This window comes from Thermogemmatispora sp., from assembly GCF_019683755.1.
Classification (GTDB): Bacteria; Chloroflexota; Ktedonobacteria; order Ktedonobacterales; family Ktedonobacteraceae; genus Thermogemmatispora.
The window spans coordinates 1-16,666 of record NZ_JADGHT010000073.1; the positions used below are offsets into that span (position 1 = coordinate 1).

Consider the following 16,666-nt stretch of genomic DNA (forward strand, 5'->3'; position numbering starts at 1 on the left):
GGGCTGGGGTTGGGGCTGGGCAAAGGGAGCTCAGCGGTGAAACTGCGGCTGAAAGTGGCTCGGCAGAGGAGCAGAGCCAGTGCCTGCCGACCTCTTGGAGCGAAGAAGAAATGCGCGTCCTCGAAGCCGTAGCGGGCGTCAGCGCTATGCTGCTCGAAAACACCCTGCTGCTGGAGCGGGACCGCGAGCGTATCCATGAACTCTCGTTGCTCAATAGCATCGGCAGCCAGATCAACAGTGCCGTGCATGATTTTGAGCGTCTGTGCGCTATCATCATGCAGCGCTGCCGAGAAATCGCGCCGCTGGACCTCTGTGACCTGCTTCTTCCGCCACCAATGAGCAGGCCAGCACCCTGGGTCAGCGCGGCTCTGAGCGAAGCGCTTTTTCGTTATGCGCGTGAGCAGGGAGCGCATCCTGCGCCGCTCCTGATCGAGCGTCCGGGCAGTCCGCGAACCGCCGACTACCTTAGCCATCTGCCGAGCAGCATCAATACTTTTATCGCCTTGCCGCTCATCGGTGGTGGTGACCCTGGGAGGCGTGGCCGGCTCTGCGGTGCTGAAGAAAGAGAACCACGGGTGCTTGGTCTCCTGGTGGGGGCCACTTATCGGCCCTGGAAAGTGCGTCATGTTGAACTCATGATGTTGCAAGTTCTGGCCAGCCAGGCCAGTGCCGCCCTGGAAAATATCCACCTCATGACCGAGGTCATCGAGGCGCGTAACGAAGCGCGCAAGCTGCTGCGCCAGGTCCTTGACGACCAGCGTCTCAAAGAGCTAATCCTGGAAAGCATTCCCAGCGGATTGATGACCATAGATCTCAGTGGGCAGATCACGACCTTTAATCGCGCCGCCTCGCTCATCCTGGGCTATCATCCCTATGAAGCGCTTGGGCAGCCAGTGCACAAAATTTTGCCACTCAAGCACACGCAGATGCTGCGCGAAGCTCAGCAATCCGATTCTAGCGCTCCCGGTCATCGCCCTCCGTCGGCCTATCACGAGACACTCGTCACCCGTGATCGGCAAGGGCAAGATCTGGTCCTTGACATGACCTGGCTGCCACTTTGCAACGATCGAGGGCAGCAGATTGGGACCCTGCTTACCTTCAGCGATGTCACCTCGATGCACCGCCTCCAGGAAGAGAAGCGGCGGCTAGACGAACTGGCTTCCCTGGGCAAAATGGCGGCTAGCGTTGCCCATGAGGTGCGTAATCCCCTGGCTTCTATCAAAATCACCATGCAAATGCTCATGGACGACCTAGAGAGGCTGGTCAAGCGTGAAGCAGCAGAAGCGCAGGCGGCAGGAGGAGAATGGGGAGGTCAGACGTCAACTCCTCTTGAAGAGCATCGAGGGGCGCAGGAATCGATCGCGGTCGTGCTCAAGGAAGTCGAGCGGCTAGACAACATTGTTCGCGAGCTGCTCCTGTTTGCCAAGCCGCGCCAACTGCATCGTGTACCCTGTGACCTGATTGCCCTCAATGAGCATGTTTTGCAGACACTGCAGCCCTGTCTCAGCGAAGCTGGCATTGTCGTTCATCGTGTCTATCAGCGTGAGCTTATGTCGCAATCGTCGCGGCACCAGCGAGCCATTGTCTTGGCCGACATGGAACAGATGGAGCAGGTGCTATTCAATCTCTACACCAATGCTATCCAGGCCATGCCCGAGGGGGGGATACTCACTGTCTCCGCCCAAGTTGTCCAGCGGTCGCAGCCGGGGGCCACTGCTGGCTATGTCTTGCCGCGAGTCAGGGTGACGGACGGCGAAAGAAGTTATCTCGGACCAGAACAATGCGACTGGTTGGAACTGTCTATTAGCGACACCGGCATAGGGATCCCGCCGGAGCAGCTTGACCTGATTTTTCAGCCTTTCTTTACCACCAAAGCGCATGGCATTGGCCTTGGCCTGGCCATTACGCAGCGCCTCATCGAAAGCCATCAGGGGCAAATCAGTGTCGAGAGTCGCCTGGGCTACGGTGCTACCTTCACTATTCGCCTCCCGCTGGCGTCCACCAACGATAGTGGTGAGGGCAAGGGTGGCGAGCCTGAGTCGCAGACTACAGAACCAACGAGCGGGAGACCACAGACAACATGAGCATGCTGATCCTCATTATTGACGATGAGCCGCATCTGCCGCACCAGATTGCTCGCTATCTCAGCAGGCATGGTTACGAAGTCGAGACTGTTGCCGAGGGCGAAGCTGGGCTACGCATCATCCAACAATGCTCAGTTGATCTTGTTCTGCTGGACCTACGTCTGCCTGGTCTGAGCGGGCTGGAGGTACTCAAGCGCATCAAAGCCAGCGAGCCGGAGCTACCAGTAATCATGTTGACCGCCTATGGAGACGTCCGCAGTGCTGTTGAAGCCATGAAGTTAGGGGCCTCTGATTATCTCCTCAAAGGCTTTGATCTTGAGGAGCTGCTACTTGTTGTGCAGAGGGCCCTGGAGACCAGCGCCATGTATCGCGAGCTGCGCCAACTGAGGCGTGAGCGCAGCGACAACTATCACTTCAACTACATAGTAGGTCATAGCGAGCGCATGCGCCAGGTCTTCGAAATGGTAGCTCGTGTTGCCCGCAGTGACACTGCCTCGGTTCTCATCACGGGTGAGAGCGGCACAGGCAAAGAAGTCGTTGCGCATGCCATTCATGAACAAAGTCCGCGAGCCGCTGGTCCCTTCCAGCCGCTCAACTGTGCAGCTATCGCTCACAATCTGCTAGAGAGCGAGCTTTTTGGCTACGAGCCATATGCATTTACTGATGCGCGCAAGCAGAAACGTGGCCTGTTAGAGCTAGCCGATGGAGGAACACTCTTCCTTGACGAAATCGGAGAGATGCCGCTTGACATGCAGGCCAAACTGCTGCGCGTTCTAGAAACGCGCTCCTTCTTTCGTCTGGGGGGCAGCAAAGAAGTCAAAATCAACGTACGCGTTATTGCGGCTACCAATCGCGATCTGCAGAAGGCGATGGCGGAAGGGACCTTTCGCCGCGACCTCTTCTACCGTCTGGCGGTCATGCAGATCAACCTGCCGCCTTTGCGCGAGCGTCCGGGGGACATTCTGCTCTTCGCCTCGCGCTTTGTCGAAGATTTTAACAAATCGCTGGGGCGTAATGTTCGTCGCATCTCGCCCGAGGCGCAGCGTCTCTTATTAGCCTATAGCTGGCCGGGCAACGTGCGCGAGCTAAAGAACGTCATTGAGCGCGCCATGATTCTCAGCAGCGGTGATGAAATACTGCCGGCCCATCTGCCCCAGGAGATCGTTGGCTATAGCGAGAGCCGTCAGCGCGAAAGCTGTGATCCCTGGGAAGAGTGGCTGGCCAGCCATCCAGCGCAGCCCCTGCCTCTAGAGCGCGTCGTTGAGCGCGTGGAACGCTATTTCATCCGACAGGCCCTGCAAGAGGCGGGGCACAATCGCACACGTGCGGCGGAGTTGCTGGGGATGGGTAAAGTAGATCAGCTGCGCTATCTGATGCGCAAGCACGGCATCGAGTAGCGAGCCGCGAAGAGCAAAAAGACGGTGGCTCCTAGCATTGAGCGCGGCGGCTCTGTGGTGCTCATGGGGAGAGAAGATCAATCTTCTGTGAAGAAGAGGCTGTCCGCTGGGAGAGGCGCGTCGCCTAGAGCGAGGCCGGAGGAGGAAGCGAGAGCGAGCTTAGGGAGTGAGGAGCGTTTCATTCTCCTGCTCGCCCAGGCGCAGTAATTCCTCCTCGATCTCGCGCCAGGCTTCTCGCTCGGCTTCGGCATTTGAGAGACGGCGCTGATACTGTAGGCGGGCCACGCGCTGGCGGAAGGTGGCCAGGATCGGGCGCTGTTTCTCCGGCGAGGGCATAGGACGTAGCTCAATCTGCGAAGGGGAGTAGAACTCGCTAGGGTCGAAAGCCAGCGAGGCCAAATCACTAAAGATTGCCAGCAGGCTCATCCGTTGTTGAGAGAAATAGCCAACCTCGGTGCTGGAGGCCAGTAAGCAACCGGCGACGCGGCCTCCGAGCCAGATGGGGTGAGCGGCAGCGCTAATCTCAAACTCGCTCTGATAGGCGGGGACGAGGTGATACTTACGCAGATCCTCAATGCTCTGGACGCGTCCGGACTCCACCACATAGCCGGCCAGCGATTCCATCCCCAGAAAGAGGGCCATCTGTTCTAGATCGGCGGTCCAGGGAAGGGTACCTTTGCCCATGCGCTCGCGCAGGCTGCGGATCTTGCCGTCGGCGTGGGGAGGCATGCACTGGATGAGGGTGATGGACATGCCGAGGTGGTTGGGATCGAGTTGGGCCAGGGCCTGGCGCAGCACCATCTCGCCGATCTGCCAGAAGCGTAGCGACTCGATGGTTGTTGTGCGAGCGCTGAGCACCTGGGCGAAGAACTCTGAGGGAACCTGTTCGACGGCACTCTCTCGTAGAAGCGTATCGATGTCGGGAAAGCTGCGGCGCAGGGCTTCCAGTAGCTCTTGTCGGTGCTGGGGATGAACGGCCTGGACGAGGCGAATTAAGTGGGAGCGATGGGGTCTTGACTCGCCGTTCGCCCAGCGGGAGAGCGTCATAGAGGTTACTCCGAGCGCTGTTGCGAGGCGCTGGCGCTCGGGCGTCGTGCGGATAAGTCGCTGCAAGACGGACTGCCAGGACGGAGATTCGCTCACGCTCATACTCGCCCCCTCAGACTCCTACTCTCTGTTCCTGTATTGATGCTCTTCTGGCATATGATAACAGAGGAAACAGGCAGAGTCAACCAGAAGACGCCGGTTCCGATTCTCTCTTCTCGCAAGGATGGGCGCGCCCTTGTAATCATCAGCTGTCTGCTTGTGTCGAAAGAAGCGTGCTCAGTGAGCTTCTGGTAACTCTTCCAGCAGAGACTATACTGTAAGGTGGGGACAGTTGTGAAGTCTACGACGCTTATCTATCTATCCGCAGGCATCGGCGTGCGTTGCATTAGCCCTACTGGTAAGCCAGGGGGAGGGCCCGGGAGAGGCAGGCAGAAAATGAAACGCATTATTGTGGTGGACGATGATAAGGAGACGCGCGAGATTATTACCTTTGTGCTGAGTCGCAATGGCTTTGAGGTAGTCACAGCGGCAGATGGCAGGCAGCTCGCCGCGCTCCTGGAGATGGAAAAGCCGGATCTGATCATTCTTGATGTCATGATGCCAGGGTTAGACGGCTACCAGATCTTCAATCGCTTGCGCCGTGATCCGGTCATGCATCAGATACCGGTAATTATTATGACAGCCCACGCGGAGCATATCTACGAGCGGATTAGTGTTGATCTAGGGGCAGCCGATCATATTACGAAGCCCTTTCATCCACTGGAATTGGTGGAAAAAGTCAAGGGGCTTTTTCGCGTTCGCTCCTGTGAGGCAGAGTGGGATGAAGTGAGGTGATGAGAGCTGGCGAGGCGGCTGCTTGACAGCGTGTGGGTGGTGAGGAAGGACTGAGCTGACCGGCTTGTGCACGCTGAGCTGAGAGGCAGCAAGCAAGCCAGCGGTGACCTTGCGGGATGGCGGAGAAGTTGGTATCATTATCAACAGGGGCGTTTTTGGCAAGTTCCTTCAAGGAAGCAGAGCAGCCATGCCGAACAGATATGAGCGCGAGATTGAGGAGATCCTCCGGAACTTAGAACAAAGCGAGGCGCGGGGCTCGCGGTTCCGCGCTCGCTCGCGGGCTGTTCGTAGGTGGCGTTTCTCGTTGCCGCGCCTGCGCTTGCCTGCCTTTGCCTGGACGCTGGATGCTTCTCAATGGTTTCTGCTCCTCAGTATCGTGGCGGCCCTGATCGCGGGTGGTTTCGCCTATACCCAGGAAGAGCCTGGGGTCTTCACAGGGATAGTGGCCATTATCAGTCTGATTTGTCTGATTGCCGTCCTGGTGGTCCAGCTCTGGCGGCGTCCGCGCTACTCTGCCGCAGGGTTTTATGGTGGGGGCAGAGTGACCTCTTTGCGTCCGCATCCGCTGTCGTGGCTAACAACTCGTTGGCATCTTTTTGTCTTGAAGCTGCGTTATCGCCGCAAAAGAGATCTATAGAGAACTGCACTGCAGGATAGGAAGAGCGCCGGGCCAAGGAGCTTGTGCGGTGTGGCCTGCCTCGGGCGCAGGGTAGCAGTCCCTAAGGGGCAAGATCCTACTTGACAGCGCAGTGCTGCCATGCTATAGTTCAATTGCACGGTTAGAGACGATCGCCTGCTTATAACCGGCTGGGCAAAGAGTGAGCAGCGTGGGCGCGTTAGCCCAGCAGCTAGCTGGCGGGGTGTGGCGCAGTGGGTAGCGCGCATGGTTTGGGACCATGAGGTCCGCGGTTCAAATCCGCGCACCCCGATTGTCGTGGTGCTGGGGCTGATCTCTCTTTGCCCTCAGTCTTCGTCTTTGAGCTGTCTCTTGTTCACTAAGCGAGTGCATGATTGGCGGGAGTAACTCAGGTGGTAGAGTACCTGCCTTCCAAGCAGGCTGTCGCGGGTTCGAGTCCCGTCTCCCGCTCCCTCTTCCCAAGCCATTTGGGCGGCTTCCCACCACAGGGAGAGCCGCACTTTGCCCTCAAGACAGCCCCAGTAACAGTCATCTTCCTGCTCTCCCCCTAACAGCTCCTCCATTTTCCGCAGGGCCTCCTCTAGCATCCCTATTGCCCTTTTACGGCTCCTCCTCCGTATACTCTTTGCAGAATCCAAGTCTGACCCTCCTTATCTTTCACCATCAAAGAGCCAGATATGATCCTCATTGCCGGATCAACCGGATTCGTAGGTCGCCACCTGGCTAGACGGCAGGGGCTCAGGCCTGGTCACGCGAGTTCGCACTCCTTTCTCTTGGCCGTAGCCAGGCAGCTGGATCTGGCTCGGGCCAGGCCAATGCTCTTACTGAGCGCGCCGACTTTCCCTCTGCCATGTGGGTATATTGCCTGGGAAAGGAAAAACGTGTCTGCGAGCCACTAACAGAACAGATGTGAGGGAGCAGATCACCGACGAGCATATCGAGCAGGTGCATGCTGCCAATTTCAGTGCGCGGAAAGACAATGCCCGGCGGTTGGGCCTGCACGCTACCGATCATGGTCGCCTCTCGTCCCAGGGGATAAGCGCGCATGACGGCCAGCACTTCTTCCGCCACCCCGGGGGGCCACCACGGCCAGCAGGTTCCCCGTGGTGGGGGAGCCACTGGCGAGTCTACGACAGGCCCTGCGGCGGCTGCTGGAGCAGGTGGTTGAGCGGGCCGGCCCGCTGCTGCCTGACCCGGACGGGGTGCCCCCGTACCCGGAGGAGTGTTTGCGCTGGGAACACGACCCAGCCTGCAGCCCAGCGCTGAGCAGGCTGGACTGGCAGCGGCAGCTCCTCGCCGGGCTGCGACTGTGGCAGCAGCGCGAAGAAAGCGAGCGGGCTGCTGCTCGGCGTTCGGGCCGAGGGCTGGTATGCTCTCCCCTCTCTCATGAGCAGTTCCGGGAGTACCTGCGCCGAGACCGGGGCAGCCGGAGCGCGACGTTGTCTGTGATGCCGAGGACGAGCATCGCTGGCATGCGCGGCGGGCCGCTTGGCGGAGTGACCCTGTGCAGCGAGCAAAGGCGTGGCTGGCGCTTGCGCGCTGCTGGGCAGGGGTTCCGAAGCGAGCCGGGAAGGCGCAGCAACTCGGGCGCCTGGTGCAGGCGACGGCCCGCCTGATCTCAGACCCCCGCTGGCAGGCCAGCGTATTGCAGGCATGAGCGCAGGTGCTGGCGCCCAGACCATGCGCCCAGGAAGCAGAGCAGCTCTGGCAAGGTGCAGGGCAGGTGCGTGCGCTAGCTCTTCCGGGGCTGTCTCGCGCAGCAAGGCTGGGAGTTGGTGTGTGAAAGCCATCCACGAGCTGTCCTCGTGCTGTCCTGGAGATAACTTCACCATTCCCCTATCTCCGTCACCGTGGCTCTGCTGATCGGCACTGCCGAGGCGTCAGGATACTGGCAAGTAAGCTGAACCTGAGCGGTCCCTTCTGGGGCCAGATCACGGGACTGTCCGATCAATTGGCCTGCTGGGGTTATCGAGGTGTCTCTCTGTCCGTGGTCAGCTTCCCGGCGATCCTCTCGCGCGCGATTCCGATCCCTGCTATCTGGCTTCCTTTGTAAGCAAGCCCTTTCACCTCTCGGCTCGCAAGCCCTGTCTCCTTCAGACACACGCTCTCACACAGTCGAAAGAGATTCAACCCTGCCTGCTGGTCCTGGATGAGGCAAGCTCATCAGCTTTTTGGGACACTGGGTGAGGCAAGATTGACCCGCGGACGATTGTTTTTCATCCATCGCAGATGCTATATGCTTGCCAGGGAGAGCAAGCGACCTCTCCCCGATCCTGGTACACCTTTCTATTCCAGGAGCACTCTCTGAGGCAAGGAGGTGAATGAACACTATGAAGATTGAGGTTAGCGGATTCAGTGAGCATCTCACCATGAACCGCGAGGACTATTTGCATCCGCATGAGCTGGCAGAGTTTACCGTAGCTCCGGGGGTCTGCACCTCGAACGGCCACGGGACCAGCACGTCGACGATTTGCTGCTGCTCGGCAGCTCCGGCGCTGCTGACCACTGCCGAAAGCGCCAGCTAACCCATCTGCCAGGCTAGCTAGTTGGTAGCCTGGGCCTGAGACCTCCTTCCGGTCGGAGGGGGTCTCAGGAGCGATGGCATGCGTGAAGAAGGAAGTGAGTAAACAAGAGAGCACCTCTCTGGTTGCCAGAGAGAGCCGCAGTGCATCGCAGCGGAGTGCAGCCCAGACCAGTAGCTTAGGAAGAAGCCCACGTAGAAGGCGCAGGCGCACATGGCTGTGTTGCATAGCCAGCTGCTGAGGAGCAAAGAAGATGACCATCAACAGCAAAGCTTCGAGTCAGGTCAACACCAGGAGCCAGAATTTGGCCCAGGAGACATCTGTTGCCCACAAAGGGAATGCCCTGTCCCTACCCTTTATGGTCAATTCCACAGTGAGTGTTGACCGCTGTGCGGATGCAACGGGATTTCGTACTCCCTCACTGCGCCACCGTAGCCTGAGTGTCTCGCATGATCAACGGGTCGCTGAAACCTTTTTGCTGAATACGCGTTTGTGCCGCCACGACTATGAGTCTGAAGCGGGCGTCCAGCTTTACTATACCGATACTGTGACCTATATGCTTGCTAACAACGGTATCGAGACCTTCGATACCACTATCACTGTTCCTTTGCCTTCTCCTGCCCGTCTGCGCCTCAGCCTGGGTGACTGTCTGTTGCGCAGGCGCAGCAAGCGCCTCTTCACCGGTGATCCTGTCCGACTCGAAGGTCTCAGTTCTTTGCTCTTTGCCGCAGCGGGAATTACCGGGATCGGCAAGGCCCCGGTCGAGCACGGCGAGCACATGGTTGATCTGTTTTTTCGCACGACTCCCTCACCAGGAGGTCTCTATGGCGTCGACCTTTATGTTGTTGCCCTGAACATCAGTGGTCTCGAGCGCGGTATCTACGGCTACGATCCATTGCGGAGTAGACTGTCTCTGCTCCAGGGGCCAGATAGTGTGCAGGCAGTGCTCAACACCTTCGCCTACCCCGAAGAGGTCATCTCGCTCTCGCGAGCCTGCGCCCTGCTGATTGCCATCGGACGTCCCTGGAAGGTGATGCGCAAATATGGCAGTCGCGGCCTGCGTTACCTCTTCATCGAAGTCGGGCAGCTTGCTGAGAACGTCCACCTGGCCTGTACCGCCCTTGGCTATGGGGACGTGGATATTGCAGGCTTCTATGACGATGACCTCAATGAAGCCCTGGGCCTGGATGGTCTGGCTAATACCGTTCTGCACACCATCGCGGTTGGCATTCCGGCAGAATAGAGATTGGGAAAAGAAAAAGAATACCTATCCAGTTAAGGAGAATCGCCTGATGTTTGATGCCGAAGACTGCCCCAGACTAAAGCCACACTTTTCTCTCATTGCGCATAGCGAGAACATTGTTGAGCTGCGCTCGGGCGTCTGGAATCCGGTTTCAGTGACCCTCAAAGACCACAGTAATCAAGGCAAGCTTCTTGAGGCTCTACGGCGCCTTGATGGTCAGACGACGCTCAAACAGTTAGCGCGCGAGCTTGACGTGCCGGAGCAGGACTTGCTCCAAATTTGCACAAGTCTCGATGAGTTTGGCGCTTTAGAGCGAGGCCCTACCACTGTCCTCGACTATTATATTGCCCTTCTGGCCACCAGCCTGGCGCGCCCGTCGACTCCCCAGAGCGCTTTACGCACCAAGCAGCCCGAGCCGATTCTGGTGCTGGGACATGGCGAGTTAGCGCAGCGGGTCCTGCACGAGCTGCAAGCCTCTCTCGACTCACCTGTCTCGCTCGTCGAGGAGACAGCGTTATTGCAGGAACTAAGCGAGCAGGATTTGACAGCACATGAAGATGGCCTGGCAAGCATGCACACCGCAGCGCATTTCGCCAAGTGGCGCGACCACTTCCTCGTCGTAGCTCTTGATATCATCGATCCAATCTTGCTCCGCAACCTGAACGTCATTGCCACCGATCTTGGCCTGCGCTGGCTGCATAGCGCCATCGACGGCCCATTCCTGTTCATCGGGCCGACCGTCATTCCTAAACGCACCCCTTGCTATGCCTGCTTCGAGAGCCGCGTTGGCTTGAACCTGCGTGAGCACGCCAGCTATGTTGCCTACAAGCAGGCCCTTGTCGCGAGCAAGGTTCAGCCCGGACGCCCGGTGCTGCCTCATCCACTCTACTCGCTGGCCGCCTCGCTGACGGCTCTGGAGGCCCTTAACAATGTACTGACCGGCTCCGCCTTCACCGCTGGCAAAGTCCTCTCGCTTTATCTCCCAACGATGGAATTCGCCTTTAACGAGATCCTGCGTTTACCCAACTGCCGTATCTGTGTGCCACGCACTGAGCGCTACCAGAAGCCACTCTATTTCGACACCCGCGCCTATATTAATCAGATCCAGCTGCACCTGGAGGAGCATCCTCATGCCCGCCGCCAATAGTCCTACGAGTCAGCTGCGCCCCCTGATCATCTGCCACCGTGAGGGGCTGACCCACAAGGTGAATACCTATTTGCAGCGCATGGTTAGCCCTCTTACTGGCATTGATAAGAGCCTGGCTTTCTCACTCCAAGATGCCGCCTCGCCGCGTGTGCATATACTCATGGCGCAACTGACTGCCGTGCACCGCCTGCTCGGTCTGGAGCGCCCCTTTTCCTATCACATCGGCGGCTACGGCGTGCATCCCGAGGAGACCATGATGCGAGCCCTGGGCGAGAGCCTTGAGCGCTATGCCCATATGGTCTATCCACTCGACCGACGGACAGTCATCGAGTACGCCACTGTCAAAGAGATGCAAGCTCGTCATGAGCATGTGCTGGCTCTCGAAGACATGCGATTCTACGTCCCAGAGCAGTTCGCGCGTCCCGGCTTCCCTTACCAGCCGTGCAAAGACGATACGCTGCTAGGCTGGGTTGAGACGATCGACGTCTTCAGCGGGGAACCTTGGTGGATTCCGGCCCAGCTCCTCATTGTCGGGTATGTCCCGCGTCATGCGCTGGGCGAGCCGTGGATTACAGCCGCTGTCACAACAGGAAGCGCCGCCCATACCGAGCCAGCCAGGGCAATGCTCTCCGCCCTGCTGGAGCTGATCCAGGTCGATACCACGATGGGATACTGGTATTCAGATAAGGTGGCCCCGGAGTTGATCCCAGATGAGCGCACCTCTGCGTTGTGCGAGATTCTCAAGCGTGACGCTCCGCGCAACAGCGTAACGATCCGCTTCTATTACCTTACCAATGCCGATATGCAGGCCCATGTTGTGGCGGCTGTAATCTGGAACAACCGCGGACATGTGCCAGCCTGCGGCATCGGCATCTCTGCCGAGCTGAATCTGGAGCTGGCGATGTACAAAGCATATCTGGAAGCGGCCGCCATTCCTCATCTGGCCCTGATGGCCTTCGTGGAGATGACTGGCGCCTCCAAAGGCAGTGGCAATGGCATCGATCCCACTTCTATTTATAACCTGGATACCAATGTGATGTACTACGCCTATCCCGAGCACCGCCGACTGATCGAGAAGAAGTTTACGAGCAAGCAGCAGATCAGAGCCAGTGACCTACCAGCCGACCATCAGGGCGGAGCCGAGGAGGGACTGCGGAGCGTGCTCAACGAGTTCAGGAGAACTGGCAAGCGCCTGGCCTTGCTTGATCTGAGCAGTCCAGAGATCGAAGACCTCCATTTCTATGTTTTTCGCTTCTACTCGCCGGATACACTCGGACTCTGTCTTCCTTCAGCTCCCCAGCTCGCCCATCGCCGCTATCAGGCCTATGGAGGAGCGACCCATGAATGGCCTCATCCCTATCCCTGAGCTGCAGACCAGCCTGCTGGCAGCGCTACTGCTGCTACATGCCAGTCCGGTCATGCTAGCCAATCGTCTGGCCGCGCTTCTGGCGCCGGTCAGGAGGGTCCCACCGCTCTGGCTGTATTTTGTCGTGCTTGGGATACTCATCGGGGGTGATCTGGTCCTCATCGCTCCAGATCTGTACCAGTATCTCCTTATCGCCTGGCCGACGCAGGCACTGGCAGCGATGCTGGGGCTGCTCGGGGGTGGGCTAGGCTTCTGGCTCGATCAGGTGGTGACCACCTCGTTGCGCAAAGCGAGCAGGAGAGCGTCCCGTCCTCTTCAAGGCCTTTCACCCGTTCTTGGGCGTTCCCCCGGCTGGGAATCTCTGTCCTCCCTGAACCCACTGCTAGCAGCTGATGCAACAGGAAGTACAATTACGCGGGCCTTGTTGACGCGCGGCGAGTTTCCTCCCCCATTAGTTGTGGCTGTGGGTATGCTGGAAGAGATCATCTATCGCCGGGCCTTTCCCTGGCTGCTCGGGCTTGTGCTTCCCTGGCAAGGGCTGCTGGGCCTGCTCAGTGGCCTGATGATCGCCAATCTCTTTTATGGTCTCATCCACCTCTCTTTCGGTGGCAGGACCATCTTCACACGATGGCTGCTGGGCCTGCTCTTTGCCGCTCTGGTCCTGGTGAGTGGCAGTGTGCTGGCGGCAAGCATGGCCCACGGCCTCTTTAACTGGTTGGCCATGAAGGCGACGCTTGCGGGGCGCAGGAGCTCAGTCATCTTTGTCAGAAACCACTCCGGAGGAGGATCATAATGCCCCCGACTCCTCTCGCTACACTGAACGCCATCGGCTGGATAGTGGCTGCTTTGCTGCTGCAGTATGTGCTCTGCCGCCGGCTGATCATGGCTGCAGCTCGGCGCCTGGCAGAGCAGCTGCCGCTGAGTCTCCATTATCCAACACGAGATCTGGCCCTCACCCTGGCGGTGGCAGGCGCTGGTCTGACCGCTCTCGGCATCGCCTGGGCAGTCTCCTGGGCGAACGGTCAGAGCCTGCCTAGCCTCTTCACTGAGCATTTGCTGCTGCTGCAGCTGCCAGTCGGTGTTCTGCTTGGCTTGGGAGAGGCGTCGGTCTCGATGCTGCTTAGCTCGCTGGCTCTGGCCCTTTTCCGTCCGTGGCGCGAACGGCAGATAGGACCGGACATTGTCAATGAGCTGCGCACCATCGGGCGAGCTGGCTGGGTCCGAGCCTATCGCCAAACGCTTCAGATTTGGCCAGCCCCTCTCGGATGGGCAATTATTGCCCTGGCGCTGCTGGGCGAAGAACTCCTCTTTCGCGGCCTGGCTGTCCGTCTGCTGGCCCCCGAGAGCTTTCCCTTGGCGCTTGTGACCTCCACCCTGCTTTTCGTAGCTGTGCAGGCGCAAGGCATGCCTTCATGGTTCAGCGCGCTGCCAGCCATGTGCGGCGCGCTCGTGATCGGTCCGATCAATGCCTGGTTGTTGATGACTGCGCCGAACATTCTTCCTCTGGTGCTTGCTCATCTCACCTTTTTTACCGTGATGATACTATGATCCCTCTGCTGTTGCCGGGAGGCAGCCCCGGTAGCAGGGGGAAGAACAGGGAGTGGCATCATGACTGAGACCCTCGAAAGGCGAGGCATGTCCATGAAAGTGCGCGCAGAAGCGGCTCTTACCCAGTCTCCGCAGCCAGTGATTTGCCTGGATCAGGTCACGAAGTGCTACGGCACTGTCCAGGCGCTGCGGGGAGTGAGCCTACGCATCGAGGCGGGGGAATCGGTGGCGCTGCTCGGCCCAAATGGGGCTGGCAAGACGACCGCGATCTCTCTGATGCTTGGTCTGCTGCGACCATCAACGGGCCGCGTGCTGCTCAACGGCGGCGACCCGACGGTGCCCGCCGTTCGGCGCGCGGCCCGTCTGGGAGCCATGCTGCAGAATGCCCGCGTGATCGATCTGGTGCGCGTCCGCGAGTTGCTCGATGTCTTCCGCAGCTATTATGCTCAGAGCCTGCCAACAGATGAGCTGCTTGAGATCGCGCAGCTCCGCGAGAAGCAGCAGAGCTACACGCAGCATCTTTCGGGAGGAGAGTTACAACGCCTGCTCTTTGCTCTGGCCCTCGTAGGTAACCCGCGCCTTCTCTTTTTGGATGAGCCAACCGCGGGGATGGATGTCGCCTCACGACGTCGCTTCCTGGAGCGCATCCGCGAGCTCCATCGCGATGGACGCACGATTGTCCTGACGACGCATAACCTGGCCGACGTCGAAGGACTCTCCCAGCGCGTAATCGTGCTCAACGAGGGACGCATTGTGGCAGATGGCTCCAGCGAGGAGATTCGCGCAATGGCAAGCGGGCAGTTCGTGAGCTTTCTGGCGGAGGAGCAGAACGACCAGCTCCTGGCAGCGATCCCGGGCGTGCTCCGAATCGAGCGGCAGGGGCCGCGCGTTGTGCTCTTCACCCGTGATAGCGATGCTCTGCTTAAAGACCTGCAGCGTCATGGGATCGCTACCCCACACCTGGAGATCCGCAGAGCCAGCCTTGAAGAGGCCTTCTTAGCACTGACAAGGAGGGAAGAGGAACAGCCATGACCCTGTTAGCTCTACGGGCCCAAAGCAAGCTGGAGCTCTTGCGCTTCCTGCGCAATGGGCGCGCGCTCTTTTTTACCCTGTTGGTCCCGATTGGCTACTATCTGATTTTTTCCTATGGCTTCGGCAATACGCATGACTTGCAGCTTCACTTTGGTATTGCCATGGCCGGCTTTGGTACCATCGGCGTCTCACTTGGCACCCTGGGATCGCGTCTTGCTCAGGAGCGCCAGCTCGGCTGGTTGCGCTTGCTCCAGACCACCCCGCTGTCGCCTCTGACCTACTTTGCTGCCAAGGTGATCGCCACCTTCAGCATGGCCGGTATGACAATTATTTGTGTACTGACGGTCGCGCTCCTGGAAGGATTACGAGTTGACAACTACTGGGCCCTGGTGACCTCGGCGCTCATACTCTGGGGCGGCTCACTGCCCTTCATTGCGCTGGCTTTTGTCATCGGCTCCTGGACGGATGCCGAGACGGGCTACGTGGTCAGTATCGGCGTCTATCTCGTGCTGGGGTACCTGGGGGGCTTGCTGCAGCCACTCCAGCTCATGCCAGGCGTGCTGCAGGACGTGGCTCGCTTTCTCCCTTCGGCGCACTACTTGCTGCTGGCGCTGCGCCCCTTGCAGGCAGCCCCCTCTGGCTCGGCCCTTGAAGATGTGCTGATCCTCCTGGTTTATACCGTGCTCTTTACTGCTCTGGCTATCTGGAGCTATCGCCGCGCGGGAACGGCAGACAGGTAGGAGGAAGGAGCCTCCCTACCTCACTCCTCTGCTCGCTGCTGGCAGGCTGTATCGTTGATCCAGCAGCGGACCCGTGCCAGACGCAGCAGCTCCTCTCTCCCGACAACCCCGAGTTTTTTCTGGATATGACGCATATGCGTCTTGACCGTGCTCGGACTGAGATAGAGGCGCTGCCCTATCTGACGGTAGGATAACCCTTCGGCCAGAAGGCGGAGCAGCTCCCACTCGCGTGCCGAGAGTGCGGCACGTTGCTGCCAATGATGCTCTGCTTCTTGTAAGAGTTGCTGAAGACAGCAGACGAACTGAGACGGGTCAGCCGTGTGGGGACAGGTGAGCGCTTCAAGTGCGCACTCTAGCTGCTGGCGGTGCTGATCCAGCTTGACCCCATAGGGTGCAAAAGCGACCTCCAGAGCCGTCAGCAACAAGGAAGCCTGGACACCTGGGAGCGCATCGCGGTGAAGAGGACCTCCGGCTAGCGAAGTGGCATTTGGATCACAGTGCAGGGTCACAGTGGAAATGATCTGGGGGGCAGCACGCTCTCTCTTCCCAGCCTCGTCCGCTTGCTGTGATTCGCTCGGCTGGAACGCGGGAGAGCCGGGCTGAAGGAGAGCATCGCTCTGGGTGTTGAAGATGGGGACCAGAAGGGGCTGACGGCGGCTCAGCAGGAGATGCAGCGCCGCCGTCAGGCTAATGAGCAACAGCCAGAGCAGCGTTGCGAGCCAATTGGCGGGAGGCTGGTTGGTCGAGAGCCGGGCAAGGGCCAGGACCAATTCGCTCCAGCAGAAGGTGAGCAGCACGATCAGAACGCCCCCTACCCCATACGCAATTGCCCACCCATAGGCTGGCAGGAGAAAGGCTGCGGCGGCAATGCTCGATGGCAAGGGGGCAAAGAGCAGATTGGCAGCGACGCAGAGAGCGAGATCAATGGCTAGAGCCAGAGGCCACAGGCGGCGGCCCTGCTGCTTCCAGAAGAGGATGATCAGGAGAGCGAGAAGGGCCCACGAGCAGAAGGTGATCCCCAGCGTAGCAGCCCAGAGCGCGAAGGGAGAAGAGATCACTCGTAATGAGA

General features: G+C 59.2%; 16 protein-coding genes and 2 tRNA genes. 15 read left to right on the plus strand and 3 right to left on the minus strand.

Annotated features, from left to right (window positions below; translation table 11 throughout):
* Both IRZ24_RS07240 and IRZ24_RS07245 read left to right on the plus strand, forming a co-directional pair.
* Positions 1 to 2,084 (plus strand): ATP-binding protein (locus tag IRZ24_RS07240; RefSeq protein WP_297161801.1); only part of this gene is annotated, 2,084 nt, incomplete at its 5' end.
* The gene (locus tag IRZ24_RS07245) at positions 2,081 to 3,481 is read left to right on the plus strand and encodes a sigma-54 dependent transcriptional regulator (RefSeq protein WP_297161804.1); all 1,401 of its coding nucleotides are present in this window, start codon (positions 2,081 to 2,083) and stop codon (positions 3,479 to 3,481) included. The genes IRZ24_RS07240 and IRZ24_RS07245, both read left to right, overlap by 4 nt.
* A gap of 159 nt (positions 3,482 to 3,640) precedes the next feature.
* On the opposite strand, the gene IRZ24_RS07250 is transcribed toward IRZ24_RS07245, so the two are convergent.
* On the minus strand, positions 3,641 to 4,630 hold the full coding sequence (locus IRZ24_RS07250) for a GAF domain-containing protein (RefSeq protein WP_297161808.1): 990 nt from the start codon (positions 4,628 to 4,630) through the stop codon (positions 3,641 to 3,643).
* Positions 4,631 to 4,963: 333 nt separating this feature from the next.
* Here IRZ24_RS07250 and IRZ24_RS07255 point away from each other — a divergent pair, with 333 nt between their 5' ends.
* The 4 genes from IRZ24_RS07255 to IRZ24_RS07270 all read left to right on the plus strand — a co-directional run bounded on the left by IRZ24_RS07255 (position 4,964) and on the right by IRZ24_RS07270 (position 6,449).
* Positions 4,964 to 5,362 (plus strand): response regulator, encoded by a 399-nt coding sequence (locus IRZ24_RS07255; protein WP_297161811.1) that lies wholly within the window; start codon positions 4,964 to 4,966, stop codon positions 5,360 to 5,362.
* Between the two features lie 187 nt (positions 5,363 to 5,549).
* Positions 5,550 to 5,999, plus strand: coding sequence for a hypothetical protein (locus IRZ24_RS07260; protein WP_297161815.1), 450 nt, complete (start codon positions 5,550 to 5,552; stop codon positions 5,997 to 5,999).
* Between the two features lie 219 nt (positions 6,000 to 6,218).
* Positions 6,219 to 6,291, plus strand: a tRNA-Pro gene (locus tag IRZ24_RS07265).
* An 85-nt stretch (positions 6,292 to 6,376) separates the two neighbouring features.
* A tRNA-Gly gene (locus IRZ24_RS07270) sits at positions 6,377 to 6,449 on the plus strand.
* A 288-nt stretch (positions 6,450 to 6,737) separates the two neighbouring features.
* On the opposite strand, the gene IRZ24_RS07275 is transcribed toward IRZ24_RS07270, so the two are convergent.
* On the minus strand, positions 6,738 to 7,070 hold the full coding sequence (locus IRZ24_RS07275) for a hypothetical protein (RefSeq protein ID WP_297161818.1): 333 nt from the start codon (positions 7,068 to 7,070) through the stop codon (positions 6,738 to 6,740).
* 32 nt (positions 7,071 to 7,102) lie between these two features.
* Here IRZ24_RS07275 and IRZ24_RS07280 point away from each other — a divergent pair, with 32 nt between their 5' ends.
* The 9 genes from IRZ24_RS07280 (at position 7,103) to IRZ24_RS07320 (ending at position 15,597) form a co-directional block, all read left to right on the plus strand.
* Positions 7,103 to 7,615, plus strand: a complete 513-nt coding sequence (locus tag IRZ24_RS07280; RefSeq protein WP_297161821.1) for a hypothetical protein — start codon at positions 7,103 to 7,105, stop codon at positions 7,613 to 7,615.
* A gap of 714 nt (positions 7,616 to 8,329) precedes the next feature.
* Positions 8,330 to 8,524, plus strand: a complete 195-nt coding sequence (locus IRZ24_RS07285) for a hypothetical protein (protein WP_297161824.1) — start codon at positions 8,330 to 8,332, stop codon at positions 8,522 to 8,524.
* A 250-nt stretch (positions 8,525 to 8,774) separates the two neighbouring features.
* Positions 8,775 to 9,764, plus strand: coding sequence for a SagB/ThcOx family dehydrogenase (locus IRZ24_RS07290; RefSeq protein WP_297161827.1), 990 nt, complete (start codon positions 8,775 to 8,777; stop codon positions 9,762 to 9,764).
* A 49-nt stretch (positions 9,765 to 9,813) separates the two neighbouring features.
* Positions 9,814 to 10,911: a TOMM precursor leader peptide-binding protein gene (locus tag IRZ24_RS07295; protein ID WP_297161830.1), complete on the plus strand. Its 1,098-nt coding sequence runs from the start codon at positions 9,814 to 9,816 to the stop codon at positions 10,909 to 10,911.
* Positions 10,895 to 12,277 (plus strand): YcaO-like family protein, encoded by a 1,383-nt coding sequence (locus tag IRZ24_RS07300; protein ID WP_297161834.1) that lies wholly within the window; start codon positions 10,895 to 10,897, stop codon positions 12,275 to 12,277. The genes IRZ24_RS07295 and IRZ24_RS07300 overlap by 17 nt, the downstream gene beginning before the upstream one ends.
* The gene (locus IRZ24_RS07305) at positions 12,252 to 13,070 is read left to right on the plus strand and encodes a CPBP family intramembrane glutamic endopeptidase (RefSeq protein WP_297161838.1); all 819 of its coding nucleotides are present in this window, start codon (positions 12,252 to 12,254) and stop codon (positions 13,068 to 13,070) included. The genes IRZ24_RS07300 and IRZ24_RS07305 overlap by 26 nt, the downstream gene beginning before the upstream one ends.
* Complete coding sequence (locus IRZ24_RS07310) at positions 13,070 to 13,825, plus strand: CPBP family glutamic-type intramembrane protease (protein ID WP_297161841.1); 756 nt, start codon at positions 13,070 to 13,072, stop codon at positions 13,823 to 13,825. The genes IRZ24_RS07305 and IRZ24_RS07310 overlap by 1 nt, the downstream gene beginning before the upstream one ends.
* 60 nt (positions 13,826 to 13,885) lie before the next feature.
* Positions 13,886 to 14,857 carry an ABC transporter ATP-binding protein gene (locus IRZ24_RS07315; RefSeq protein WP_297161844.1) on the plus strand — a complete coding sequence of 324 codons (972 nt, stop codon included), beginning with the start codon at positions 13,886 to 13,888 and terminating at the stop codon, positions 14,855 to 14,857.
* Positions 14,854 to 15,597, plus strand: coding sequence for an ABC transporter permease (locus tag IRZ24_RS07320; protein WP_297161847.1), 744 nt, complete (start codon positions 14,854 to 14,856; stop codon positions 15,595 to 15,597). The genes IRZ24_RS07315 and IRZ24_RS07320 overlap by 4 nt, the downstream gene beginning before the upstream one ends.
* Positions 15,598 to 15,617: 20 nt before the next feature.
* Here IRZ24_RS07320 and IRZ24_RS07325 read toward each other — a convergent pair.
* Positions 15,618 to 16,666 (minus strand): helix-turn-helix transcriptional regulator (locus IRZ24_RS07325; protein ID WP_297161850.1); only part of this gene is annotated, 1,049 nt, incomplete at its 5' end.